Origin of the sequence: Actinophytocola gossypii (assembly GCF_025165815.1) — a bacterium.
Lineage (GTDB): Bacteria > Actinomycetota > Actinomycetes > Mycobacteriales > Pseudonocardiaceae > Actinophytocola > Actinophytocola gossypii.
On sequence record NZ_JAFFZE010000017.1, the window covers coordinates 133,346 to 153,579 of the forward strand.

At 73.3% G+C, this 20,234-nt stretch carries 21 protein-coding genes; 12 read left to right on the forward strand and 9 right to left on the reverse strand.

Annotated features, from left to right (window positions below; translation table 11 throughout):
* Positions 1 to 18: 18 nt before the first annotated feature.
* Positions 19 to 1,785, reverse strand: a complete 1,767-nt coding sequence (locus tag JT362_RS24190; RefSeq protein ID WP_260193977.1) for an acetyl/propionyl/methylcrotonyl-CoA carboxylase subunit alpha — start codon at positions 1,783 to 1,785, stop codon at positions 19 to 21.
* 120 nt (positions 1,786 to 1,905) lie between these two features.
* Between JT362_RS24190 and JT362_RS24195 the strand changes: the two genes are divergently transcribed.
* Entirely contained in the window at positions 1,906 to 2,610 is a 705-nt protein-coding gene (locus tag JT362_RS24195; RefSeq protein WP_260193978.1) for a hypothetical protein, read from the forward strand.
* Here JT362_RS24195 and JT362_RS24200 read toward each other — a convergent pair.
* Entirely contained in the window at positions 2,607 to 3,236 is a 630-nt protein-coding gene (locus JT362_RS24200; protein ID WP_260193979.1) for a Maf family protein, read from the reverse strand. The two genes, JT362_RS24195 and JT362_RS24200, sit on opposite strands and share 4 nt — an antisense overlap.
* Positions 3,237 to 3,301: 65 nt before the next feature.
* Between JT362_RS24200 and JT362_RS24205 the strand changes: the two genes are divergently transcribed.
* The gene (locus JT362_RS24205; protein WP_260193980.1) at positions 3,302 to 3,733 is read left to right on the forward strand and encodes a hypothetical protein; all 432 of its coding nucleotides are present in this window, start codon (positions 3,302 to 3,304) and stop codon (positions 3,731 to 3,733) included.
* On the opposite strand, the gene JT362_RS24210 is transcribed toward JT362_RS24205, so the two are convergent.
* From JT362_RS24210 to JT362_RS24220, 3 genes are all read right to left on the reverse strand, one after another.
* A complete protein-coding gene (locus JT362_RS24210) occupies positions 3,709 to 5,322 on the reverse strand; it encodes an MFS transporter (protein ID WP_260193981.1) in 1,614 nt (537 codons plus the stop codon). The genes JT362_RS24205 and JT362_RS24210 overlap by 25 nt on opposite strands.
* A gap of 99 nt (positions 5,323 to 5,421) precedes the next feature.
* On the reverse strand, positions 5,422 to 5,634 hold the full coding sequence (locus JT362_RS24215) for an acyl-CoA carboxylase subunit epsilon (RefSeq protein ID WP_311202747.1): 213 nt from the start codon (positions 5,632 to 5,634) through the stop codon (positions 5,422 to 5,424).
* A 79-nt stretch (positions 5,635 to 5,713) separates the two neighbouring features.
* Positions 5,714 to 7,351, reverse strand: a complete 1,638-nt coding sequence (locus tag JT362_RS24220; RefSeq protein ID WP_260193982.1) for an acyl-CoA carboxylase subunit beta — start codon at positions 7,349 to 7,351, stop codon at positions 5,714 to 5,716.
* Between the two features lie 259 nt (positions 7,352 to 7,610).
* On the opposite strand from JT362_RS24220, the gene JT362_RS24225 reads away from it, so the two are divergent.
* The 8 genes from JT362_RS24225 to JT362_RS24260 all read left to right on the forward strand — a co-directional run bounded on the left by JT362_RS24225 (position 7,611) and on the right by JT362_RS24260 (position 13,990).
* Entirely contained in the window at positions 7,611 to 8,456 is an 846-nt protein-coding gene (locus tag JT362_RS24225; RefSeq protein WP_260193983.1) for a biotin--[acetyl-CoA-carboxylase] ligase, read from the forward strand.
* Between the two features lie 89 nt (positions 8,457 to 8,545).
* The gene (locus JT362_RS24230) at positions 8,546 to 9,118 is read left to right on the forward strand and encodes a PH domain-containing protein (protein ID WP_260193984.1); all 573 of its coding nucleotides are present in this window, start codon (positions 8,546 to 8,548) and stop codon (positions 9,116 to 9,118) included.
* Complete coding sequence (locus JT362_RS24235; protein ID WP_260193985.1) at positions 9,115 to 10,056, forward strand: hydroxymethylglutaryl-CoA lyase; 942 nt, start codon at positions 9,115 to 9,117, stop codon at positions 10,054 to 10,056. Before JT362_RS24230 ends, JT362_RS24235 begins: the two co-directional genes overlap by 4 nt.
* A 1-nt stretch (position 10,057) precedes the next feature.
* On the forward strand, positions 10,058 to 10,663 hold the full coding sequence (locus JT362_RS24240; RefSeq protein ID WP_260193986.1) for an adenosylcobinamide amidohydrolase: 606 nt from the start codon (positions 10,058 to 10,060) through the stop codon (positions 10,661 to 10,663).
* Positions 10,664 to 10,762: 99 nt separating this feature from the next.
* Positions 10,763 to 11,203: a YbaB/EbfC family nucleoid-associated protein gene (locus JT362_RS24245; RefSeq protein WP_260193987.1), complete on the forward strand. Its 441-nt coding sequence runs from the start codon at positions 10,763 to 10,765 to the stop codon at positions 11,201 to 11,203.
* The gene (locus tag JT362_RS24250) at positions 11,200 to 11,532 is read left to right on the forward strand and encodes a hypothetical protein (protein ID WP_260193988.1); all 333 of its coding nucleotides are present in this window, start codon (positions 11,200 to 11,202) and stop codon (positions 11,530 to 11,532) included. The genes JT362_RS24245 and JT362_RS24250 overlap by 4 nt, the downstream gene beginning before the upstream one ends.
* Before the next feature lie 2 nt (positions 11,533 to 11,534).
* A complete protein-coding gene (locus JT362_RS24255) occupies positions 11,535 to 13,712 on the forward strand; it encodes a TNT domain-containing protein (RefSeq protein ID WP_260193989.1) in 2,178 nt (725 codons plus the stop codon).
* Complete coding sequence (locus JT362_RS24260) at positions 13,709 to 13,990, forward strand: hypothetical protein (protein ID WP_260193990.1); 282 nt, start codon at positions 13,709 to 13,711, stop codon at positions 13,988 to 13,990. The genes JT362_RS24255 and JT362_RS24260 overlap by 4 nt, the downstream gene beginning before the upstream one ends.
* Here JT362_RS24260 and hisN read toward each other — a convergent pair.
* Together hisN and JT362_RS24270 are read right to left on the reverse strand one after the other, a co-directional pair.
* On the reverse strand, positions 13,977 to 14,762 hold the full coding sequence (gene hisN, locus JT362_RS24265; protein WP_260193991.1) for a histidinol-phosphatase: 786 nt from the start codon (positions 14,760 to 14,762) through the stop codon (positions 13,977 to 13,979). The two genes, JT362_RS24260 and hisN, sit on opposite strands and share 14 nt — an antisense overlap.
* A 64-nt stretch (positions 14,763 to 14,826) precedes the next feature.
* The gene (locus JT362_RS24270) at positions 14,827 to 15,078 is read right to left on the reverse strand and encodes a hypothetical protein (RefSeq protein ID WP_260193992.1); all 252 of its coding nucleotides are present in this window, start codon (positions 15,076 to 15,078) and stop codon (positions 14,827 to 14,829) included.
* Positions 15,079 to 15,182: 104 nt separating this feature from the next.
* Between JT362_RS24270 and JT362_RS24275 the strand changes: the two genes are divergently transcribed.
* Together JT362_RS24275 and JT362_RS24280 are read left to right on the forward strand one after the other, a co-directional pair.
* Positions 15,183 to 15,836: a response regulator transcription factor gene (locus JT362_RS24275; RefSeq protein WP_260194149.1), complete on the forward strand. Its 654-nt coding sequence runs from the start codon at positions 15,183 to 15,185 to the stop codon at positions 15,834 to 15,836.
* A gap of 2 nt (positions 15,837 to 15,838) precedes the next feature.
* The gene (locus JT362_RS24280; protein WP_260193993.1) at positions 15,839 to 17,134 is read left to right on the forward strand and encodes a sensor histidine kinase; all 1,296 of its coding nucleotides are present in this window, start codon (positions 15,839 to 15,841) and stop codon (positions 17,132 to 17,134) included.
* A 12-nt stretch (positions 17,135 to 17,146) separates the two neighbouring features.
* Here JT362_RS24280 and JT362_RS24285 read toward each other — a convergent pair whose 3' ends face one another.
* Both JT362_RS24285 and JT362_RS24290 read right to left on the reverse strand, forming a co-directional pair.
* Positions 17,147 to 17,692, reverse strand: a complete 546-nt coding sequence (locus tag JT362_RS24285; protein ID WP_260193994.1) for a GtrA family protein — start codon at positions 17,690 to 17,692, stop codon at positions 17,147 to 17,149.
* Positions 17,693 to 17,756: 64 nt separating this feature from the next.
* Positions 17,757 to 20,054: a sigma-70 family RNA polymerase sigma factor gene (locus tag JT362_RS24290; RefSeq protein ID WP_260193995.1), complete on the reverse strand. Its 2,298-nt coding sequence runs from the start codon at positions 20,052 to 20,054 to the stop codon at positions 17,757 to 17,759.
* Between the last annotated feature and the right edge of the window lie 180 nt (positions 20,055 to 20,234).

Here is a 20,234-nt window from a genome sequence, read left to right on the forward strand (position 1 = left end):
CCGCCTCAGTCCTGGATCTCAGTCCTTGATCTCACAGAGCACGCTGCCCTGGGTGACGGTCTCGCCCGCGGCCACGGCGAGACCGGTGACCGTACCCGGCTTGTGCGCGGTCACCGGATTCTCCATCTTCATCGCCTCCAGCACCACGACCAGGTCGCCCGCCTCGACCCGCTGGCCGTCCTCGATGGCGATCTTGACGATCGTGCCCTGCATCGGCGCGGCGATCGCGTCGCCGGACACCGCGGCCGCCTTGGCGGCGGCCCGCTTGCGCGGCTTGGCCGCCGCCCTGGTCTGCCCGGCGGGCGCGCCGCCGGCGAGACCCTCGGGCAGCGAGACCTCCAGCCTGCGGCCACCGACCTCGACGACCACCGTCCGCCGCGCCTCCTCCTCGGCCGGCTCGGCGCCGCCGTTGAACGGCTCGATCGTGTTGTCGAACTCGGTCTCGATCCAGCGCGTGTGCACGGCGAACGTCTTGCCGTCGCCGACGAACGCCGGGTCGGACACGATCGCGCGGTGGAACGGCAGCACGGTCGCCATCCCCTCGACGACCATCTCCTCGAGCGCGCGCCGCGACCGGGCCAGGGCCTGCTCCCGGTCCTCGCCGGTGACGATCACCTTGGCCAGCAGCGAGTCGAACTGCCCGCCGATCTCGGTGCCGGACTCGACGCCGCTGTCCACCCGCACGCCGGGCCCGTCGGGCGCGACGAACCGGGTGACCACGCCGGGTGCCGGCAGGAAGTTGCGGCCGGCGTCCTCGCCGTTGATCCGGAACTCGATCGAGTGACCCCTGGGCGGGGGATCCTCGTCGAACCGGAGCTTCTCCCCGGCCGCGATCCGGAACTGCTCGCGGACCAGGTCGACCCCGGCGGTCTCCTCCGACACCGGGTGCTCCACCTGTAGCCGGGTGTTGACCTCCAGGAAGGAGATCGTGCCGTCCAGGCCGACCAGGTACTCCACCGTGCCGGCGCCGGAGTAGCCGGCGGCCAGACAGATGGCCTTCGCCGAGGCGTGGATCTGCTCGCGCTGCGCGTCGGTCAGGAACGGCGCCGGGGCCTCCTCGACCAGCTTCTGGTGCCGGCGCTGCAGCGAGCAGTCGCGGGTGCCGACGACCACGACGTTGCCGTGCTTGTCGGCCAGCACCTGCGCCTCGACGTGCCGCGGCTTGTCCAGGTACCGCTCAACGAAGCACTCGCCCCGGCCGAACGCGGCCACCGCCTCGCGCACCGCGGACTCGAACAGCTCCGGGATCTCCTCGGCGGTGCGGGCGACCTTCAGCCCGCGCCCGCCGCCGCCGAACGCGGCCTTGATCGCCACCGGCAGCCCGTGCTCCTCGGCGAACGCCAGCACCTCGTCCGGGCCGCCGACCGGATCCTTCGTGCCGGGTACCAGCGGCGCGCCCGCGCGGGTCGCGATGTGCCGGGCGGTGACCTTGTCGCCGAGGTCGCGGATGGCCTTCGGGTCCGGCCCGATCCAGGTCAGGCCCGCGTCGATGACGGCCTGGGCGAAGTCGGCGTTCTCGGACAGGAACCCGTAGCCGGGGTGCACCGCGTCCGCGCCGGACCGCGCCGCGACGTCGAGCAGCTTGCCGATGTCGAGGTAGCTCTCCGCGGCCGTGCTGCCGCCGAGCCCGAACGCCTCGTCGGCGAGCCGGGTGAACACCGCGTCCCGGTCCGGGTCCGCGTAGACCGCGACACTGGACAGCCCGGCGTCCCGGCACGCCCGGACCACCCGTACGGCGATCTCTCCGCGGTTGGCGATCAGGACCTTGCTGAGCTGGTCAGGCACGCCTTCTCCTCGTCGGTACGAGCCACGCTGCACACTGGGTACCCGGGGAGTCTACGGATCCCCGGCGGTTCCGGGACCGAGAGCGTGGTCACGTGACCAGGAGGGACGGGGGTGGTGGGAGTGGCGCGCAGGACGCCGTTCGCGGTGGTGCTGACCGCGGTGCTGACCGCGCTGGTGGCGGTCGGCGCGCTGGTCGGGGCCGCCGTGGTGCGTGAGCGGCAGGCGGCCGACGCGCCCGTCTCGTCGGCGCCGGCGCCCCCGTCGCCGTCACCGTCGGTCGGGGTGAGCGGGTGTCTCGTCGAGCCGTGCCAGGTGCTGGACCGGGTGCCGGTGGCCGGCACGACGGTCGAGCTGGTCGCCGACAGCGGCGCCCGGTCGGGGCGGCTGCGGATCGGCGGGCCGCAGTCGAGTGAGGTGATCGAGGTGACGGTCACCGACCTGGGGGTCACGCTGACGAAGTCCTCATTGCAGTGCGTGGCCAGAGCGATGTCGGCGTGCATGGTGCGCGGCGAGTACGAGGGCGGGCTCGCCGGCCAGGTCGTCGTCGGCCGGTCGGGCAAGTGGAGCTCGCTGACCAAGCCGTTCGTGTCCAGCGCCGGGTATCTGTCGCTGTCCGAGGTCACCAGCACGCAGAGCGGGCTCGAGCTGGTCGCCGCGCAGTACGACTGCACCGGGGCCGAGTGCGCCGGCGAGCCGGTGTTCGCCCAGGTGTTCGCGGTCGCCACCGGCGGGGAGCTGGGCTGCACCGACGACTACGACGCCGTCGAGTACCTGCCCGGCTACCCCGACGTCACGCTCTCGGGCGACGACCTGTCGGAGTGCTAGGCGCGGGCGGTCCACAGGTCGACCACGGACACCCCGACCTCGATCAGCAGCCGCCGGGTGAGCGGCAGGCTGATGCCGATCACGCTGGACGGGTCGCCGTCGATGCCGTCGACGAACCAGCCGCCGTACCCGTCGAGGGTGAACCCGCCCGCGACGTTCAGCGGCTCGCCGGTGGCCAGGTAGGCCTCGATCTCGGCCGGGCTCGGCGCGCCGAAGCGGATCGTGGTGGTCGCCGTGCCGGACGCGATCGCGCCGACCGCGCCGCCCCGCACGCGGAGCACGCAGTGCCCGGTGAGCAGCTCGCCGGTGCCGCCGCCCATGGCCACCCAGCGCTGCCGGGCCACCTCCGCGGTGCCCGGCTTGCCGACCAGCAGCCCGTCGTGCGCGAGCATCGAGTCACACCCGACGACGACCGAGTCCGGCAACTCGGCGGCGACCGCGGCGGCCACCGTCCGCGCCTTCGCCTCGGCGAGCGCCACCACCACCGACTCCGGGCCTGCCTCCTCGGGCAGCGAGGCCATCAGGGCGTCCTCGTCGACACCGGAGACGTACACGAGGGGCTCGACCCCGGCGGCACGGAGCACCTGGAGCCGGGCGGGGGACTGGGAGGCGAGGACCATCTGCACGGAAGGAGAGTAGTCGGGCGTTCGCCTGACACCCGCGGGCTCGTCGGCTCCCTAGCGTCGAGGCCATGAAGAAGAGATTCGCGGCCGCGATCGCGGGAGTGGTGCTGGCGTTGAGTCCGCTGGCCACCGGCACGGCGTCGGCCGCCGAGGGGGTAGGGGCGGCCGCGTCCTGCTACGGCGGAGCGGAGAGCTGGAGCGCGCGGGTCAGCTGGGCCACGGCCGGGGACCGGATCGGCATCGCCCCCCGGCGGACCACGAGCCGGTGCGACGACGTCAATCTCCGGATCACGACCTGGGGCCGGTCGTACGTCTACGCCAGGGTCTGCTTCTACCCGACCTCGGGCAACGACTACTGCAACTCGTGGAAGCGCTACGAGAAGACCTCCGCGTGGCTGACCCCGGCCACCGACGTGCTGGACGGGACCAGGGTCGAGGTCTTCCTGCGGCACGGGGTCGGCGGCGGGTACTTCGGCTACCGGGGCGAGTTCGCGATCTGATCACGGCGGCTGTGCCGGGGCAGGACGATGCCCGTCGCGGCGAGGGCGCCGAGCAGCAGGATCGCGATCGGCAGCATCAGGCTCGCCTTCGCCGCGTTGGTGAACCCGACGTGGAAGACGTCGACGACGATCCGCCGGACGATGTCGGCCACGTCGGGGTCCAGGTTCGACGGCACGGGCGGGGTGGCGCTGTCGAACTGGCTCGCGGTGTTCGCCGCGTCGCTGATCCGGCTGACGAACTCCTCCCGGTACCTCGGCGGCAGCCGTTCGGCGTAGGTGCGGGCCGCGTCCGGCACCGCGAACGCGACCCCGACCTGCAGCAGCATGCCGACGGCCGCGCTGCCGAGGACGCCGCCGACCTGCCGGGAGGTGTTGAACACCCCCGACGCCGCGCCGACCAGGTCACCCGGCAGCCGGGCGGTGGCGGCCGCGGTCAGCGGCGCGAACACACACCCGATCCCGACCCCCGCGACGACCAGCCACGGCACCAGCGACCACGGGTCGGTGTCCGGCGCCGCCAGCCAGGCGAGCACACCGGTTCCCAGCCCGAGCGTCAACAGCCCGCCGATGACCAGCGTCCTGGCACCCACCCGGGTCCAGGTGGTCCCCGCGACCATCGCCATGATCCCCGCGGCGCCCGCCATCGGCAGCGCGAGCACGCTCGAGGCCACCGGACTCAACCCCAGCACCGTCTGCAGGTAGAGCACGAGCGGCAGGAACATCCCGGTCGTGGCGAACCCGAGCGCCGCGTGCGTCAGGTTCGCCGCCCCGAACGTCCGGTCCCGGAACAACCTCACCGGCACCAGCGGCTCGAGACCGTCGGTCCGCCGCCGGAACCGCGCCTGCCGCCACCCGAACAACCCGAGCAGCACGACCCCCAGCCCGATCACGTGCGGCACACCGACCGGCCCGGCGATCGTGCCCCAGTGGTAGTGCTGCCCGTTCTGCACCCCGAACACGACCGCGAGCAGCCCGCCGGAGCACAGCAGCGCCCCCGGCACGTCGAACCGGTTCCACCGCCGGGGTCGCCAGTCCGGCAACGCCACCACCGCGACGACCAGGCTGACCACCCCGATCGGCAGGTTGACCAGGAAGATCCACTGCCACCCCACGTGCTCGACCAGCAGCCCGCCCAGCACCGGCCCGGTGATCGTCGCGACCCCCGCGACCGCCCCCCACACCGAGATCGGCAGCCCACGCTTCTCGGGCGGGAACAGCCGAGTGATGAACGACAGCGTCTGCGGCGTCATCGCCGCCGCGCCGAGCCCCTGCACCGCCCGCGCCGCGATGAGCGTGCCAGGAGAGTCGGCGAGCCCGCACCACAGCGAGGCGCCGGTGAACACGACCAGCCCGGCGACCAGCACCCGCTTGGGCCCGAACCGGTCGCCGAGCCGTCCGGTGAGCAGGAGCGGAACGGTGTTGGCGAGCAGGTAGACGCTGTTCACCCAGACGACCTCGTTGAGGTTCGCGTCAAGCCCCTCCAGCATCGCCGGAATGGCCACGGTGACGATCGTCGAGTCGAGCATGACCATGAAGAAGCACGCGCAGAGGCCCCACATGGCCGTCCAGGGGCTGCGCACGTCGGTCACACCGGGTCCTCTCCACTCGTCGCGGCAGGAAGTCTGCCCGGTGGGACCTTCCTGGCCGCGCGGTGGTTCCCGGCGCACCCCGTCGACGGAGGTACCTCGTCAGCGCCCCGAGGCCCGCCAGGCCCCTGGCCCACGCTCCAGCGGCCGGCGAACCAACGACGCCCGATCCGCCCACCGCGACCGACCCGGAGCACCCTCCCCCGACGGGGGCTCTCCGGCAACCGCCGACAACGCCACCACCAACGCCGCCACCTCGTCATCCGCGGGCCGCCCCCGCAGCACCCGCACCACGCCCTCACCCACGGCGCTCACCGCCCCTCCATCCCGCGAGTCGTACGTTCCCGTCGCGCGAGTCGTACGTTCCCGTCGGCCGAGTCGTACGTTCCCGTGGTCACAGGGGGATGTTCCCGTGCTTCTTCGGTGGCAGGGTCTCCCGCTTGTCCCGCAGCAGCCGCAGGGACCTGGCCACCTGGCCCCGGGTGTGCGACGGCGGGATGACCGCGTCCACGTACCCGCGCTCCGCCGCCACGTACGGGTTGCACAGCGTGTCCTCGTACTCCTGCTGCAGCCGCGCCCGCAGCGTGTCCACGTCCTCGCCGTCCTCGACCGCGCGCGCCAACGTCTTCCGGTGCACGATGTTCGCCGCCCCCTGTGCGCCCATCACCGCGATCTGCGCGGTCGGCCAGGCCAGGTTCAGGTCCGCGCCCAGGTGTTTGGAGCCCATCACGTCGTACGCGCCGCCGTACGCCTTCCGGGTGATCACCGTGACGAGTGGCACCGTGGCCTCGGCGTAGGCGTAGATCAGTTTCGCGCCCCGCCGGATGATGCCGTTCCACTCCTGGTCGGTGCCCGGCAGGAAGCCAGGCACGTCCACGAACGTCAGCACCGGCACGTTGAACGCGTCGCACGTCCGCACGAACCGCGCTGCCTTCTCCGACGCGTCGATGTCCAGGCACCCGGCGAACTGCGTCGGCTGGTTCGCCACGATCCCGACCGCGGCGCCCTCCACCCGGCCGAACCCGACCAGCACGTTCGGCGCGAACATGGCGTGCACCTCGAGGAACTCGCCCTCGTCGACGATGCGGGTGATCACTTCGTGCATGTCGTACGGCTGGTTGGGGGAATCCGGAATCAGCTCGTCGAGTTCCCGGTCGCTGTCGGTGATCGACTCGGCGACCGCGCCGGTCTCCTCGAAGCCCGGGAAGACCGGCGGGTCCGACAGGTTGTTCGACGGCAGGAACGACAACAGCTCCTTGACGTAGGAGATCGCGTCGTCCTCGTCGGCGCCCATGTAGTGCGCGTTGCCGGACTTCGTGTTGTGCGCCCGCGCGCCGCCGAGGTCCTCGAACCCCACGTCCTCGCCGGTCACCGTCTTGATCACGTCCGGCCCGGTGATGAACATGTGCGAGGTCTGGTCGACCATCACCACGAAGTCGGTCAGCGCGGGGGAGTACACGTGCCCGCCCGCGTTCGCCCCCATGATCAGCGAGATCTGCGGGATGACGCCGGACGCGCGGGTGTTCCGCACGAAGATCTCGCCGTACAGCCCGAGCGAGACCACGCCCTCCTGGATGCGCGCCCCGCCGCCCTCGTTGATCCCGATGATCGGCCGCCCGGTCTTCAGCGCGAGGTCCATCACCTTGACGATCTTCTCGCCGTACACCTCGCCGAGCGCCCCGCCGAACACGGTCACGTCCTGGCTGAACACGCACACCGGCCGCCCGTCGACCGTCCCGTACCCGGTGACCACGCCGTCCCCGTACGGCCGGTTCGCCTCCAGCCCGAAGTTCGTCGACCGGTGCCGCGCGAGCTCGTCGAGCTCCACGAACGACCCCGGGTCGAGCAGCATGTCGATCCGCTCACGGGCGGTCTTCTTCCCGCGCGCGTGCTGCTTGGCCACGGCCCGCTCGGACCCGGCGTGCACGGCCTCGTCACTGCGCCGGTACAGGTCGGCCAGCTTCCCGGCGGTCGTGTGGATGTCCGGCTCACCGGCCGGCGGCTCGCCGAGGGGCGCGGTCGCACTGCTCATGCCTGGCGAGCCTAGCCACCGAACGACGCTCCCGAGGCGTTGCTTACCTCACTGCCGTGGTCCCGCCGCGCGACCGAGGTGCTGGACAAGGGCGAGCCGACGGTTCCCTGGAACGAGGCGATCGGCGAGTTGGCGGCCGGGAACCACGCGTGACCGGCGTCGTGTGCCTGGGAGTCGTACCCGGGGCGCGCTCGGGGCGTGATCGACGCCCGGCCGAGGCCGCGCCCCACATCCCCGGAACGCCGGTAAGTTGGCCCCCGTGACCGGACATGGTGGCGACAAGCCGGACGAACTGGACGTGCTGATCCTTCGCGAGCGGCTGGTCGCTCCGAACGGTCCCTACGCCGCGCTCGACGTCGTGGCGAGTACCGGGTCGACGAACGCCGACCTGCTCGCCGCCGCCAAGGACGGCGCTCCGGACAGAACCGTCCTCGTCGCCGGGGCGCAGACCGCGGGCCGCGGGCGCCGCGACCGGTCCTGGGTCTCACCGCCCGGCGCGGGCGTGTACCTCAGCGTCCTGGTCCGCCCGTCCGCCATCCCGCCCGCCCGCCTCGGCACCATCGGCATGGTCGCCGGCCTCGCGCTGATGCACGCCGCCGGAACCGTCGCCGGCGTCCCGGCCACCCTCAAGTGGCCCAACGACCTCCTGGTCAACGGCACCAAGTGCGCCGGCGTCCTCTCCGAGGTCACCCAGGACGTCGCCGCGCAGGCCGCCGTCGTCGGGGTCGGCATCAACGTCACCCCGCTGGGCGAGGACGTCCCGGTCGGCCCTGGCTCGCTGCCCGCCGGCTCGCTCGCCGAACAGGGCGCCACCGTCACCGACCGGACCCAGCTCGCCCTCGGCTGGCTGCAGGCGTTCGTCGAGTTCGAGTCGGCGTGGCGGCTGCACGACGGCGACGTCGAGCGCAGCGGCGTGCTCAGCGGCTACCGCGACGCCTGCGGCACCATCGGGCAGCGCGTCCGCGCCGAGCTGCCGGACGGGTCGGCCCGCACCGGCACCGCGGTCGACGTGGACCCCGACGGAAAGCTGCTGATCAAGCTGGACGACGGGACGGCGTACCCGGTGTCGGCGGGCGACGTGGTGCACCTGAAGAACGACTCCTGAGAGCTTTCGCCGATCCGCGCGCCATCGGGGCCCCACCGCCGGTACGGTTACCCGAGTCAGCATCGGTGAGGCGCTTTCGGGAGGACGCCGTGCCCTATCCGGACGATCTGCTCAGCGACGGCGAGCGCGTCATCCTGCACAAGCACTCGCACTGGAAGATGCTGCTGCTGCCGTACGTCGTGCTCATCCTGACCCTCGCCGCCGGCATCTGGCTCGCGCTCCTCATCCAGGACGAGTCCTGGAACATGATCGGCTGGATCGCCATCGGCGTGATCGCGCTGGCCATCCTCGTCTGGCTGTTCTTCGTGCCGTTCATCCGCTGGCGCACGACCCACTTCATCGTGACCACCGATCGGGTGATGGCCCGCGAGGGCGTGATCAACCGCACCGGCATCGACATCCCGCTCGGCCGGATCAACAGCGTCCGGTTCGAGCACGGCCTGGTCGACCGGATCTTCGGCTGCGGCACGCTGATCATCGAGTCCGCGTCCCAGGAGCCGCTGGAGTTCGACGACATCCCCAAGGTGGAGAAGGTGCACACCCTGATCTACCGCGAGGTCAACGACAACCCGCACGACGACTACGGCGCCGGCCAGATGATGCCGGGCGGACCGGCCGGCACCCAGCCGCTGCCGCCGCGGGACCAGCAGCGCCGCTGGTGAGCGCGCGCGAACTCGGCCTGCCCGCCCGGGTGCCCGCCGACGGGCTGCCCGAGCGGGTCACGATCTGGGAGGTCGGCCCGCGCGACGGCCTGCAGAACGAGCAGGCGGTCGTGCCGGTCGAGGTGAAGCTGGAGTTTATCGACCGGCTCGCGGCCGCCGGTCTCGGCACGGTCGAGGCCACCAGCTTCGTGCACCCCAAGTGGGTGCCGCAGCTCGCCGACGCCGAGGCGCTGCTCGCCGACCTGCCCCGGCGCGACGGCGTGCGCTATCCGGTGCTCGTGCCCAACGAACGCGGCCTCGACCGCGCGCTCGCCGCCGGCGTGCGGCACATCGCGATCTTCGCCAGCGCCACCGAGACCTTCGCCAACCGCAACCTCAACCGCACCCTCGACGACCAGTTCGCCATGTTCGAGCCGGTCGTCGGCCGGGCGGTCGCCGAGGGCCTCGACGTGCGCGGCTACGTCTCGATGTGCTTCGGCGACCCGTGGGAGGGCCCGGTCGACCGGGCCGCGGTCGTCGGCGTCGGCCGGCGGCTGCTCGACCTCGGCTGCTCCCAGCTCTCCCTCGGCGACACCATCGGCGTGGCCACCGCGGGCCAGGTCAGCGCACTGCTCGACGACTTCGCCTCGGCCGGCACACCGATGTCCGCGCTGGCCGTGCACTTCCACGACACCTACGGCCAGGCGCTCGCCAACACCCTCGCCGCGCTGCGCCACGGCGTCACCACCGTCGACTCCTCCGCCGGTGGGCTCGGCGGCTGCCCCTACGCCGAGTCGGCCACCGGCAACCTCGCCACCGAGGACCTCGTCTGGCTGCTCGACGGCCTCGGCGTCACGACCGGCGTGGATCTCGACGCGCTCGCCGACACCAGCGCCTGGCTCGCCGGCCGGCTCGGCCGCCCGAGCCCGTCGCGCGTGGTGCGGGCCCTGCGCGGCTGACGTGCACCCCGAGTTGGCCCCCGGCCCGGTGCTGGTCTGGCGCCTGCCGTCCCCGCTGCTGACCATCTCCTCCGGGGCGCTCGGCGGCGGCATCGGCGAGCGGCGCTGGGTGATCAACGCGACCGTCCCGCACGGCTACGACCGCGACGACCCCGACGTGCACCTGGCCGAGCTCGCCGCCGCGCTCGACCTGACCGGCCCCGGCACCGGGTTCCTCACCGCCGTCGACGTGCGGGAGGTGGCGACCGCGGCGGACTCCGGCGTGCTGGCCCACGTCACCGCCGGCATCGGTGCCCACCCGACCTGGGCGGCCGCGCCGGACGCCGCCGTCGCCGCACCCTCGGTGGGCACGATCAACGCGGTCTGCTTCCTCCCGGTCCGCCTGTCCGACGCCGCCCTGGTCAACGCGGTCGCCACGGTCGCCGAGGCCAAGGCGCAGGCCCTCGCCGAGGCGGGCGTGCCGGGCACCGGCACCAGCACCGACGCGACCGCGCTGCTCTGCCCCGTCGACGGCGAGCCGGAGGCCTACGGCGGCCCGCGCTCCCGAGTCGGCAGCGCACTCGCCCGCGCCGCGCACACCGCGATCCACACCGCGTTACGCGCGTAGGCCCACACCCGATTCGCTTCGAGAACAAGTGGAACCGAACCCCCGTCGGTCACGTCCAACGCCTGACCGACGACCATGCCTTCACCTCCGGAGGTAGCCGTGCAGGCTGACCACCGCGCACAGGTCGACGAACTGCTGGCGGACTACCGCCGCAGCCGGGAGCAGCTCGGCGCGGTGCACCGCGCGCTCGCCGCCGTCAGCGCCTCGGTCACCAGCGAGGACCGGTTGGTGACGGTGACCGTCGGCGCGCAGGGGCAGCTGACCGGGCTGGTGATCGTCGAGTCCGCGTACCGGACGCTGCGCCCGCACGAGCTCGCCGCGCGGATCGTCGAGCTGACCGCGGCGGCCGCCGCGAAGGTCACCCGGGCGGCCGGCGAGGTGCTGGCCCCGGTGCTGCCGAGGGGCACCGACCCGGAGGCGTTGCTGCGCGGAACCGCGGATCTCACCCGGTCGGAGGTCAAGCCGGCGGCGCGGAATGCCGTTGACTCCGACGAGACGTTCGAGAACCTCAGCTGGATCCGCCCCGGGGGTGAGAGATGACCGACGTTCCCGCCGGCTTCGAGGCCGACCCGGAGCGGCTGGCGACCCAGGCCGGTCAGTTCGACGACCTGGCCGGCAGAGCAGAGACGATCCACCGCACCCTGGCGGAGGCCCTGTCCACGACCGGCGAGTGCTGGGGCACCGACGCCGTCGGCCAGAGCTTCCGCACCGCCCACGCGGGGCCTGCCGACGGCACCCTGGCCCGGTTGTCGTCCCTGACCTCGGACCTGGGTGGGGTGGGTGCGCGCTTCGCCGGCACCGCCGCCACGTACACCGCCACCGACGACGGCGCGGTCGAGCGTCTCCGCGCCGTCGACCCGGACGCGTAGTCGTGGGCATCGAGCTGCCGGCGGAGCTGGCCGACGTCGCCGCCCAGGCCGGCGTCCACTGGCCCGAGGCGGACGAGGACGCGATGGCCCGCTCCGCGCAGGCCTGGCGAGACGCCGCGACGAGCCTGACGACCCTCACGACCGACGCGGACAACGCGGTGCGCACCACGCTGACGTCGATCGAGGGCGAGACCGCGAGGGCCGCGACCGAGCACTGGACGACGTTCGTCGAACCGGACGCGGGCCACCTGACGTCGACGGTCCGCGGCATGACCGAGGCCGCCGACCGCTTGGACCACGCCGCCCAACAGGTAGGCGCCGCGAAGGTCGAGATCGTCCGCAACCTGGTCTCCCTGGCCCAGAACTCCGACGCGGCGCACACCGCCGCGGCCGCCGGCCATCCGACGGCGCTCGCGGGCCTGCAGACCGCCGTCGACGGCACCACCGCGAACGTGTCCAACATCGAGTCGAACCTGATCAGCGCCGTACAACCGGCATCGGGCGTGACGATGTCCGCCGTGGAGCCCCTGGTCGACGCCAACCCCGGCGCCCACGAACCGACGCCGTTGGTCGAGAACGTGACGGCGCAGGCCGAGCAGGCGACCGGGCACGCGACCGGCGTGGTCGAGGACGTGAGTGGCCGGGCGGCAGGTCTGGTCGAGGGGTCGGGTGCGCACGCGGCCGGTGTGGTCGAGGAGACAGGGGGTCGGGCGGCAGGTCTGGTCGAGGGGACGGGCCGTCAGGCCGACGCCGTCGCGCAGGGCGTGGCCGGTCTCGGCGACGGCCAGGGGCCGCACGGGTCCCTTGGGCACGGCCCGGGGGACCGGCTCCACCACGTCGCCGACGCCGCCATCGGCCAGGTTCCCGGTGCCTTCCCCGACGCCGGCAACCCCGAGGTCACCGGCCCGGTCACGATCGGCGGCCCGCCCGACTTCGCCGACGACCGCCCCACCCCACCCAGCGGGGTCACCGTGCAGGCCGGGTTCGACCCCGGCGCGGCGGTTCCGGCACAGCTGCCCGCGTCCGCCCCGCCCGTCTCCGGCGTACCCGCGCCGGGCCAGCCGGCCCCGGGCCCCACGCCCGGCGTCACCCCGGGCGTGCCCGGCGTCAACCCGGGTGTGACCGGCGGCGGACCCACCGGCGGCGCGGCTCCCGCCCCGGGCGCCGCGGTTCCCGGCCAGCGCCCGCCGGACCGCCCGATCCCCATGCGCCCCGCCGACCCGATCGCGCCGGGAGACAACCGCCCCAAGGCGGGACCGGCACCTAGTCAGCCCCCCGCCAAGCCCGTCCACCCACCGGTGTCCGGCCCTCCCGCCCGGCCGGGCTTCGTTCCGGTGCACGATCCGGGTCAGCCCGGTGCCGGGAAACCGGTCGCCGGTCCCGTCAAGCCGGGCACCGGACCGGGCGACCCGGGCCAGCCCAACGGCCCGGTCCACCCGGGCGCCCCCGAGAAGCCCAGGCCCGTCGTCCGCGAACGCGACGAAGCGCTCGCCCTCTTCTGGGTCCACATGTTCCCCATCGGCCACATGCCCGTCGCCGCTGATCGGCCGGGGCGGCAGGTGGCGGCGCCGCGCGAGGAGCTCGACTACGCGGCTGGCCTGCGGTTCGAGCCGGGGGACCACCCGCGCTCCGACCTCGTCGACGGCACCGACCGGCTGGCCGCCCTCCGTGCGGGAGCCGACCGGGTCGACCCGGTCGAACCCCTCACCCGCGACGACATCCCGGCCATCACCGAGGGCCACGACCCGCTCGGCGGCGAGCACGAACGCGACTGGGACCGGCGCTACCAGGTCCGCTTCGGCCGCGTCACCGCCGAGGGCATCCGACCCGACGGGCTCGAGTTCGCCTGGCCGCCCGGCGAGCTCTACCCCGAGGGCGGCTCCGCCGACGGCGAGGCCGAGATCCTCGACGAGGGCACCGAACTCGACCGCTTCGGGCCGGCGGAGGGCCGGGTCTTCGCCGAGGCCGGCACCCGGTTCGCGCAACGCTCGCTGCCGCCGGCGCACCTCGACCAGGGGTACCGCCGGTACCGGGTACTCCGGCCGCTCCCGGTGTGGCGCGCGGTCTCGGCCGCCTGGTTCGCCCAACCGGGTGGCGGCATCCGTTACCGAACCACCCAGTCGGCGATCGAGCTCGTTGCGCTCGGTTACCTGGCCGACGTCACCAGGGAGGAACCATGAACGCCGAGTCGATCGCCGAGTGGCTCGCCGCGGTCGGCGTCCCGGCCGAGATCCTCTCGATCGGCGCCGAGGCCGACAACTCCTGGTGCCTGGTCCGCGACGAGACCCCGGACGACGACGGCGTCCACGGCTGGGAGGTCTTCTGGCGGGAGCAGGGCAACCGCTACGACTGGGCCAGGTTCACCAACGAGCAGGTGGCCTGCCACTACCTGTTCGGCAGGCTCACCTGGGCCCAGGTCGTCCGCGGCGCCGTCGGGCAGCTGCCTACCCCCGCCTGAGCAGGTCCAGTGCGGCGTCGTGCACGAGCCCGTTGGTGGCGAGCGCCGACCCGTGGTCGAAGCCCGGCTTGCCGTCCAGGTCGCTGAACCGCCCCCCGGCCTCGGTGACGATCACCTGCACCGCGGCCAGGTCCCACGCGTTGGCGATCGGATCGGTGGCGATGTCGAGCACGCCCTCGGCGACCAGGCAGTACTGCCAGTAGTCGCCGAACGCCCGGCTCTCCCAGCACGCCTCGACGAGGTCGATGTATCGCTCACGTGAGTGATACGTCACCCAGGAGTTGAGATCCGTGGTCGACACATAGGCATCGCCCAGTGACCCGACCCCCGACACCCGCGCCCGCCGCGGCTCACTCCCGGACTTCGCCACCCAGGCCCCCGCACCGGCCGAGCCCCACCACCGCCGCCCGAACTCCGGCGCGCTGACCACCCCCACGATCGGCTGACCCTGCTCGACGAGCGCGATCAACGTCGCCCAAGCGGGCGCGCCACGCAGGAAGTTCTTGGTCCCGTCGATCGGGTCGACCACCCAGGTGCGCCCGTCGCCGAGCGTCCCGCCCCGCTCCTCACCGAGGATCGCGTCGTCCGGCCGCACCTCGGCGAGCACCGCACGCATGGCGTCCTCGACCGCGGTGTCCGCGTCGGTCACCGGCGACCGGTCCGGCTTCCGGTCGACCACCAGATCAGCCGCCCGGAACCGAGCGGTGGTGATCGCGTCCGCGGCCTCCGCGAGCCGCAACGCGACGGACAGGTCATCAGCAAGCCTCGACATGCCCAGGATCGTGCCACGCGCCAGGAGCTGACCCGATCGGGTATCGCACCTCTGATCGTTACTGCTACCAGGCCAGCGCGAGCTGCACTTCACGAAGCAGAAGCCGGACCGTCGTCGTCTGCTGGCCGGTGCGGTCGCCCGCCTGCCGGTCGAGGTCTGTGTGCACACCCGTTCCTGGCGACGTCACGACGAACCGGCCCGCCAGGAGTGTCTGGCGTACCTGGTTCACGACCTTCTCGTTCGGCAAGCGCATCGACCGGTGTTCGACACGCATAGAAAACGCAAAGCCCGCGAGACGACCGTCCGGACGCATCACGGGCTCACGTCCTCGGCCTACGGGGCCTCGGCGGCGCCAACTGTAGACCCTCCACACCGTCGCGGCTGTTCGTGGTGGGGTCGGCCTAGGCTGGCGGGGTGAGTGTGGTGCTGCTGGCCGAGGACGACGCCGCGATCGCCGATCCGCTGTCCCGTGCCCTCCATCGGGAGGGCTACGAGGTGCGCGTGGTGGTCGACGGCCACAGCGCGTTCGATTCGGCGAGCGGGGGCGGGGTGGACCTGCTCGTGCTCGACCTCGGCCTTCCCGGGATCGACGGGCTCGACGTGTGCCGCCGGTTGCGGGCCGCCGGTCGGGGGCTCCCCGTTCTCATGCTGACCGCCCGCGCCGACGAGGTCGACTTCGTCGTCGGGCTCGACGCCGGGGCGGACGACTACGTCGCCAAGCCGTTCCGGCTGGCCGAGCTGCTCGCCCGGATCCGGGCCCTGCTGCGTCGCCGCGCTCCCGACATCATCGAGGTCAACGGGGTGAAGATGGACCTCGCCGCCCGGCTGGTCATCGTCGACGGGGACGAGGTCACCCTCGCCAACAAGGAGTTCGAGTTGCTGCGGGTGCTGATCCAGCGCGCCGGCCAGGTCGTCACCCGCGAGGAGATCCTCGACGAGGTGTGGGGCGGGCCGGAACTGCGCACCAGCAAGACCCTGGACATGCACATGTCGTGGCTGCGCCGCAAGCTCGGCCACCGCGCCGGCCGGATCGCCACCGTTCGCGGCGTCGGCTTCCGGTTCAACTCCGAGTAGCCGTGCGCCGCCGCATCCTGCTGGCGATCCTGCTGGCCGTCACCGTCACCGCGTGCCTGCTCGGCATCCCCCTCGGGCTCACCGCCACGACCGTCGTGGAGTCGCTGACCAGGGAGGACCTCGGCACCCGGGTCCGGCAGATCGCGGCGACGCTCGACGACGAGGTGGCCAGCGGCCGAGCGCTGGAGAGCCTCGACCAGGTGCAGCTGGCCGTCCCGCCGGGCGGGCACCTCCTGGTCACGCTGCCGGACTCCGGCCAGGTGCTCACCCTCGGCCGGGAGCTGCGGGTCGACACGGTCAGCGAGGAGGTGCCGATCGTCCAGCACGGCACGGTCCGGCTGTCGATCGACGCCGGCCCGATGCGCACCACCCAGACCCAGGTCGCGCTGCTGGTCGCCCTGGTCGTCGTCGGAACGATCGGGATCGGGTTCCTGGTCGCCATCGCCACCGCGCGCCGGCTCGCCCGCCCGATGCGGCACGTCGCCGAGCGCGCGTCCCGGCTCGGCGCCGGCGACTTCCGGCTGGACCGCACGCGTTACCAGGTGCAGGAGCTGGACCGGGTGGCCGAGGCGCTGGACGCGTCGGCCACCGCCCTCGCCCAGCTCGTCCAGCGGGAACGGGAGCTGGTCGGCGACGTCTCGCACCAGCTGCGCAGCCGGCTGACGTCGCTGCAGCTGCGGATCGAGGAGCTGACGGTCGTCGAGGACGACGACGTCGCCCGGGAGGCCGGCGCCGCGCTGGAGCAGGCCGAGCGCCTGGCCGACGTGCTCGACGAGCTGATGACCGCCGCCCGCGAGGCCCGCGCGGTCGGCGCCGAACCGGTCGACCTCGGCGCGGAGCTGATCGGCATCGCCGACGAGTGGCGGGAGCCGCTGCGCAGCCGGGGACGGTCGCTGAAGCTGCGGGCGCAGGAGGGCCTGCTGGCGAAGGTGTCCCCGGCGCGGCTGCGCGAGGTGATCGGCGTGCTGCTGGACAACGCCCTGCGGCACGGCGCCGGCACGGTGACGCTGTCGGCCAGGGACGGCGCGAGCTCCAGCCGCGACTCGGTGCTGATCGAGGTGTCGGACACCGGCGCCGGCGTGCCGGACGAGCTGGCGGAGCACATCTTCGAGCGCGGAGTCTCCGGCGGCGGCTCGACCGGCCTCGGCCTGGCCCTGGCCCGCGCGCTGATCGACTCGGACGGGGGACGGCTGGAACTGTCGACCAAGCGTCCGGCGACGTTCACGGTGTTCCTGCCGGTGCCGCGTGCCGGCGACGTGCAGGGCGTGCGCTGGCCGGCGGAGCGCTCGCCCCGTTGACCCGGAAGCCGATCAGGAGTGGCCTAGTTCCTCCGCGGCCGGATCGTCCGGGATCGGCTTGCGGCGGCGGTTGCCCAGCTCGTCCGGGAAGACCCAGCGCTTGAACGCCCAGAAGCGGAAGAACATCGCCAGCAGGGTGCCGATGATCGACCCGGCGGTGAAGTCGGCGATCTCCTGGGTCAGCCGCGACACGTGCGGCTCCTCCAGGTCCAGCCAGTACCGCGACACGTACACCGGCAACGAGTACAGCAGCACACCGATCCCGCTGAACAGGAAGAACAACGCCGCCTCGTGCCGGCGCTCCCGGCCGCCCCTGGTGCGGAACGACCACTCGCGGTTCAGCACGTAGGACACGATCGTCGCGACGATGACCGCGATGGCCTTCGCGGTGGCCGGCTTGTCCACCAGGATCGTCAGCTTCAGCGCGTACCAGATCGCGTTGTCGATGATGAACGTCGTGGCGCCGACGACGGCGAACTTCAGCAGCTCCCGGTGCTTGAGCAGTACGGCGCGCAGCGGTGCGGGAACCCGGGCCAGCACGGAGTCGACGACGGTCACGGGCCGCAGTCTACGGAGACGCCCACTCAGCCCGGTCGCGCGCCGGTCGTGGTGTTCCGGTGCCTCAGCCTCGGCCGCCGCCCAGCAGCCATTCGAGCAGGCCACCGAGTCCGCCCCGGGCGGGCTCGGACGGCTCGTCCGGAGCGGGCGACGGAGCCGGTGACTCCGACGACGACGGCGCCGGCGATTCCGGCGACGAGGGAGCCGGTGACGAGGGTGCCGACGGCGCGCCGGTCGGCGGCCGGTCGTGCCCCGGCGGCCGGTGCGGTGGGTTGCCCGGCGGCGGCGTGACCGACGGCGGCTCCGGTGCGGGCGGTGACGGAGGTGCCGGCGGCGACGGGGACGGCGGCGGCGACGGTGGGTCGGGTGGCGGCGGAGGACCACACGGTGAATCGAATGGCCACGGCCACGCGCACAGGGAGACCTCGGCCGTGTCGGTGTCGGAGCCGAGCGTCGCCTCGACGAGGATGGACCGGTCGGGTTCGTCGCGGGACTTCGCCGGCCACGGGTCGAGGTCGAACTCGAGATCGAGGTGCTCACCCGGCGCCAGCTCCGCCGTCGTGGTGCATTCCGTGGCCATGCTGATCGTGCAGTTCATGTCCTGGTCGTAGTGGTCCAGCGTCCCGGGCCGGTCCACGGTCACGGTCACCCGTCGTGAGCTGGTTCCGGTGTTCCGCACCTCCACTTCGAGGTTCGGGTACAGCCAGATCCCCGGCAGGTGTCCGAAGCCCTCGAACCCGGCGGTCACCTCGACGGCATCGAACACGTCCGGTTCCGGCTCCGGTGGTCGGCTCACCTCGACCCGGACGCTCACCCGCACGTTCACCGACGCGCCCGCGGTCACCGAGCCGGTCACCTGGCCGCCCACGCTGTCCTCGGCGGCGACCAGGCGGAACAGCAGCGTCACCGACTCCCCGGGGTCCAGTCCGGCCGGGCTCGAGCAGGTCACCGTTCCCGCTCCGCCGGGGCAGTCGACGGTGCTGGCCGCGTTGGGCGCGGGCGCGTCGAGCCGGAGCAGCGGCGCCGCCGCGAACCCGTCGCCCGCCGGCCGCGCGGTGACGCCCGGTGGCAGGTTCAGCGTCGCGGTCACCGGCTCGGACCTCGTCCCGCCGGAGTTGGTCACGGTGACCGGCAGGTCGGCCGGACCGCCGCCGGCCACCAGGCCGATCGGCGTCGTCGGGGTGGTCGCGGTCAGGCCGGGCGGCTGTGCGGGCGGCGGCTCCTCGTCCGGCGGCTCCGGTGCCGGCGGCTCCTCGGCGGGCGGCTCCTCTGGTGGCGGGGCAGGCGGCGGGTTCTGCGCGGGCGGCGGTTCCTCTGCCGGGGGAGCGGGTTGTTCCGGCGCGGGTTGTTCCTGCGCCGGTGGCGGCGGCGCGGCGGCGGGGATCTCCTGGTCGCCGCCGCCGGCGGTGAGCCCGAGCACGATCACCGCGGCCATCGCGACGCTGGACGCGGCCACTCCGAGGAACTGCCGGGGCACCGACGTCGCCGCGCCCGCGGCCCCACCGGCGGAGGCCCCGGCCGCTCCGGCGGCGCCGGCCGCGGCCAGCACGCTGCCCTTCGACGCGGCGGCGCTCGCCAGGTAGCCGACCGTTCCGATGCCGAGCACGAGCGGGGCGACGAACCCGCGCATGGCGCCGTTCACGTCGGCCAGCTCGGCGGCCAGCGCGCGACACCGGGCGCACTCGTCGAGATGCGCCTCGACCTGCGCCTTCTCCCGCTTCGCCAGCCCGGCCCTGGTCCACGCGCCGAGCCGCTCGGCGGTCGCCCGGCAGCGGCTCTCGGTGGTCTCCGCCAGGTGGACCTGCAGGTACGCCTGGCGCAGTCCCTCCCGTGCCCGGTAGGCGAGCGCGGAGACGCCGTTGGGGGTCAGGCCGAGGATCGGGGCGACCGCGGCGGGGGACTGGCCCTCGACCTCGGTGTGCCACAGCACGGCCTGCCAGCGTTCCGGCAGCCGGGCGAACGCCTGCGCGGCGAGCGAGCGCTCGAGCCCGGCGACCGCGGGGTCGGTGAACGGCTCCGCGAGCGCGCCGCCGCCCGCGGTCTCCACGTCGTCGGACAGCTCGATTTTGCGGTCCCGCCGCGTCTTGTCATACGCGGTGTGGCGCAGTGCGGTCAGCAAATACGCCCGAAAGGCTGATTCTGGGCCGCGTCCAGCACGGAGAGTATCGAGAACCTTGGCGAAAGCCTCCGAAACGAGGTCGTCCGCCTCGGCCGGGGACCGGCTCAGCTGGCGCGCGAGGTTGTACGCGGAGGCGACGTGCCGCTCGTAGAGCGAGCCGTACGCCGACACCGTGCCCCCGCGCACCGCGTCGATCAACTCGGCATCGCTCGGGCCCTCGATGTCGGCGGGAACGGTGGCCACGGTCCTCCTTTACTCACACGTGTCGACGCCTCCCACCGGGCCGAACACGGTCCCGGTGCCGAACGGACACGCTCCCGCGCACAGTGTGACGGATTCCGGGGAAGTGGCATAACCGGATCACCGGAATGGCTGTATCGGTGGCGCGCGCAACTTATCGGCGGAACGCCGTCACGCCACCTG

What these genes read in the sequence shown, in the direction of transcription:
- JT362_RS24250 (WP_260193988.1), top strand. Translation starts at nt 11,200, where the DNA reads ATGACCGACGTTCCCGCCGGCTTCGAGGCCGACCCGGAGCGGCTGGCG.
- JT362_RS24220 (WP_260193982.1), bottom strand. Translation starts at nt 7,351, where the DNA reads ATGAGCAGTGCGACCGCGCCCCTCGGCGAGCCGCCGGCCGGTGAGCCG.
- JT362_RS24205 (WP_260193980.1), top strand. Translation starts at nt 3,302, where the DNA reads ATGAAGAAGAGATTCGCGGCCGCGATCGCGGGAGTGGTGCTGGCGTTG.
- hisN (WP_260193991.1), bottom strand. Translation starts at nt 14,762, where the DNA reads ATGTCGAGGCTTGCTGATGACCTGTCCGTCGCGTTGCGGCTCGCGGAG.
- JT362_RS24260 (WP_260193990.1), top strand. Translation starts at nt 13,709, where the DNA reads ATGAACGCCGAGTCGATCGCCGAGTGGCTCGCCGCGGTCGGCGTCCCG.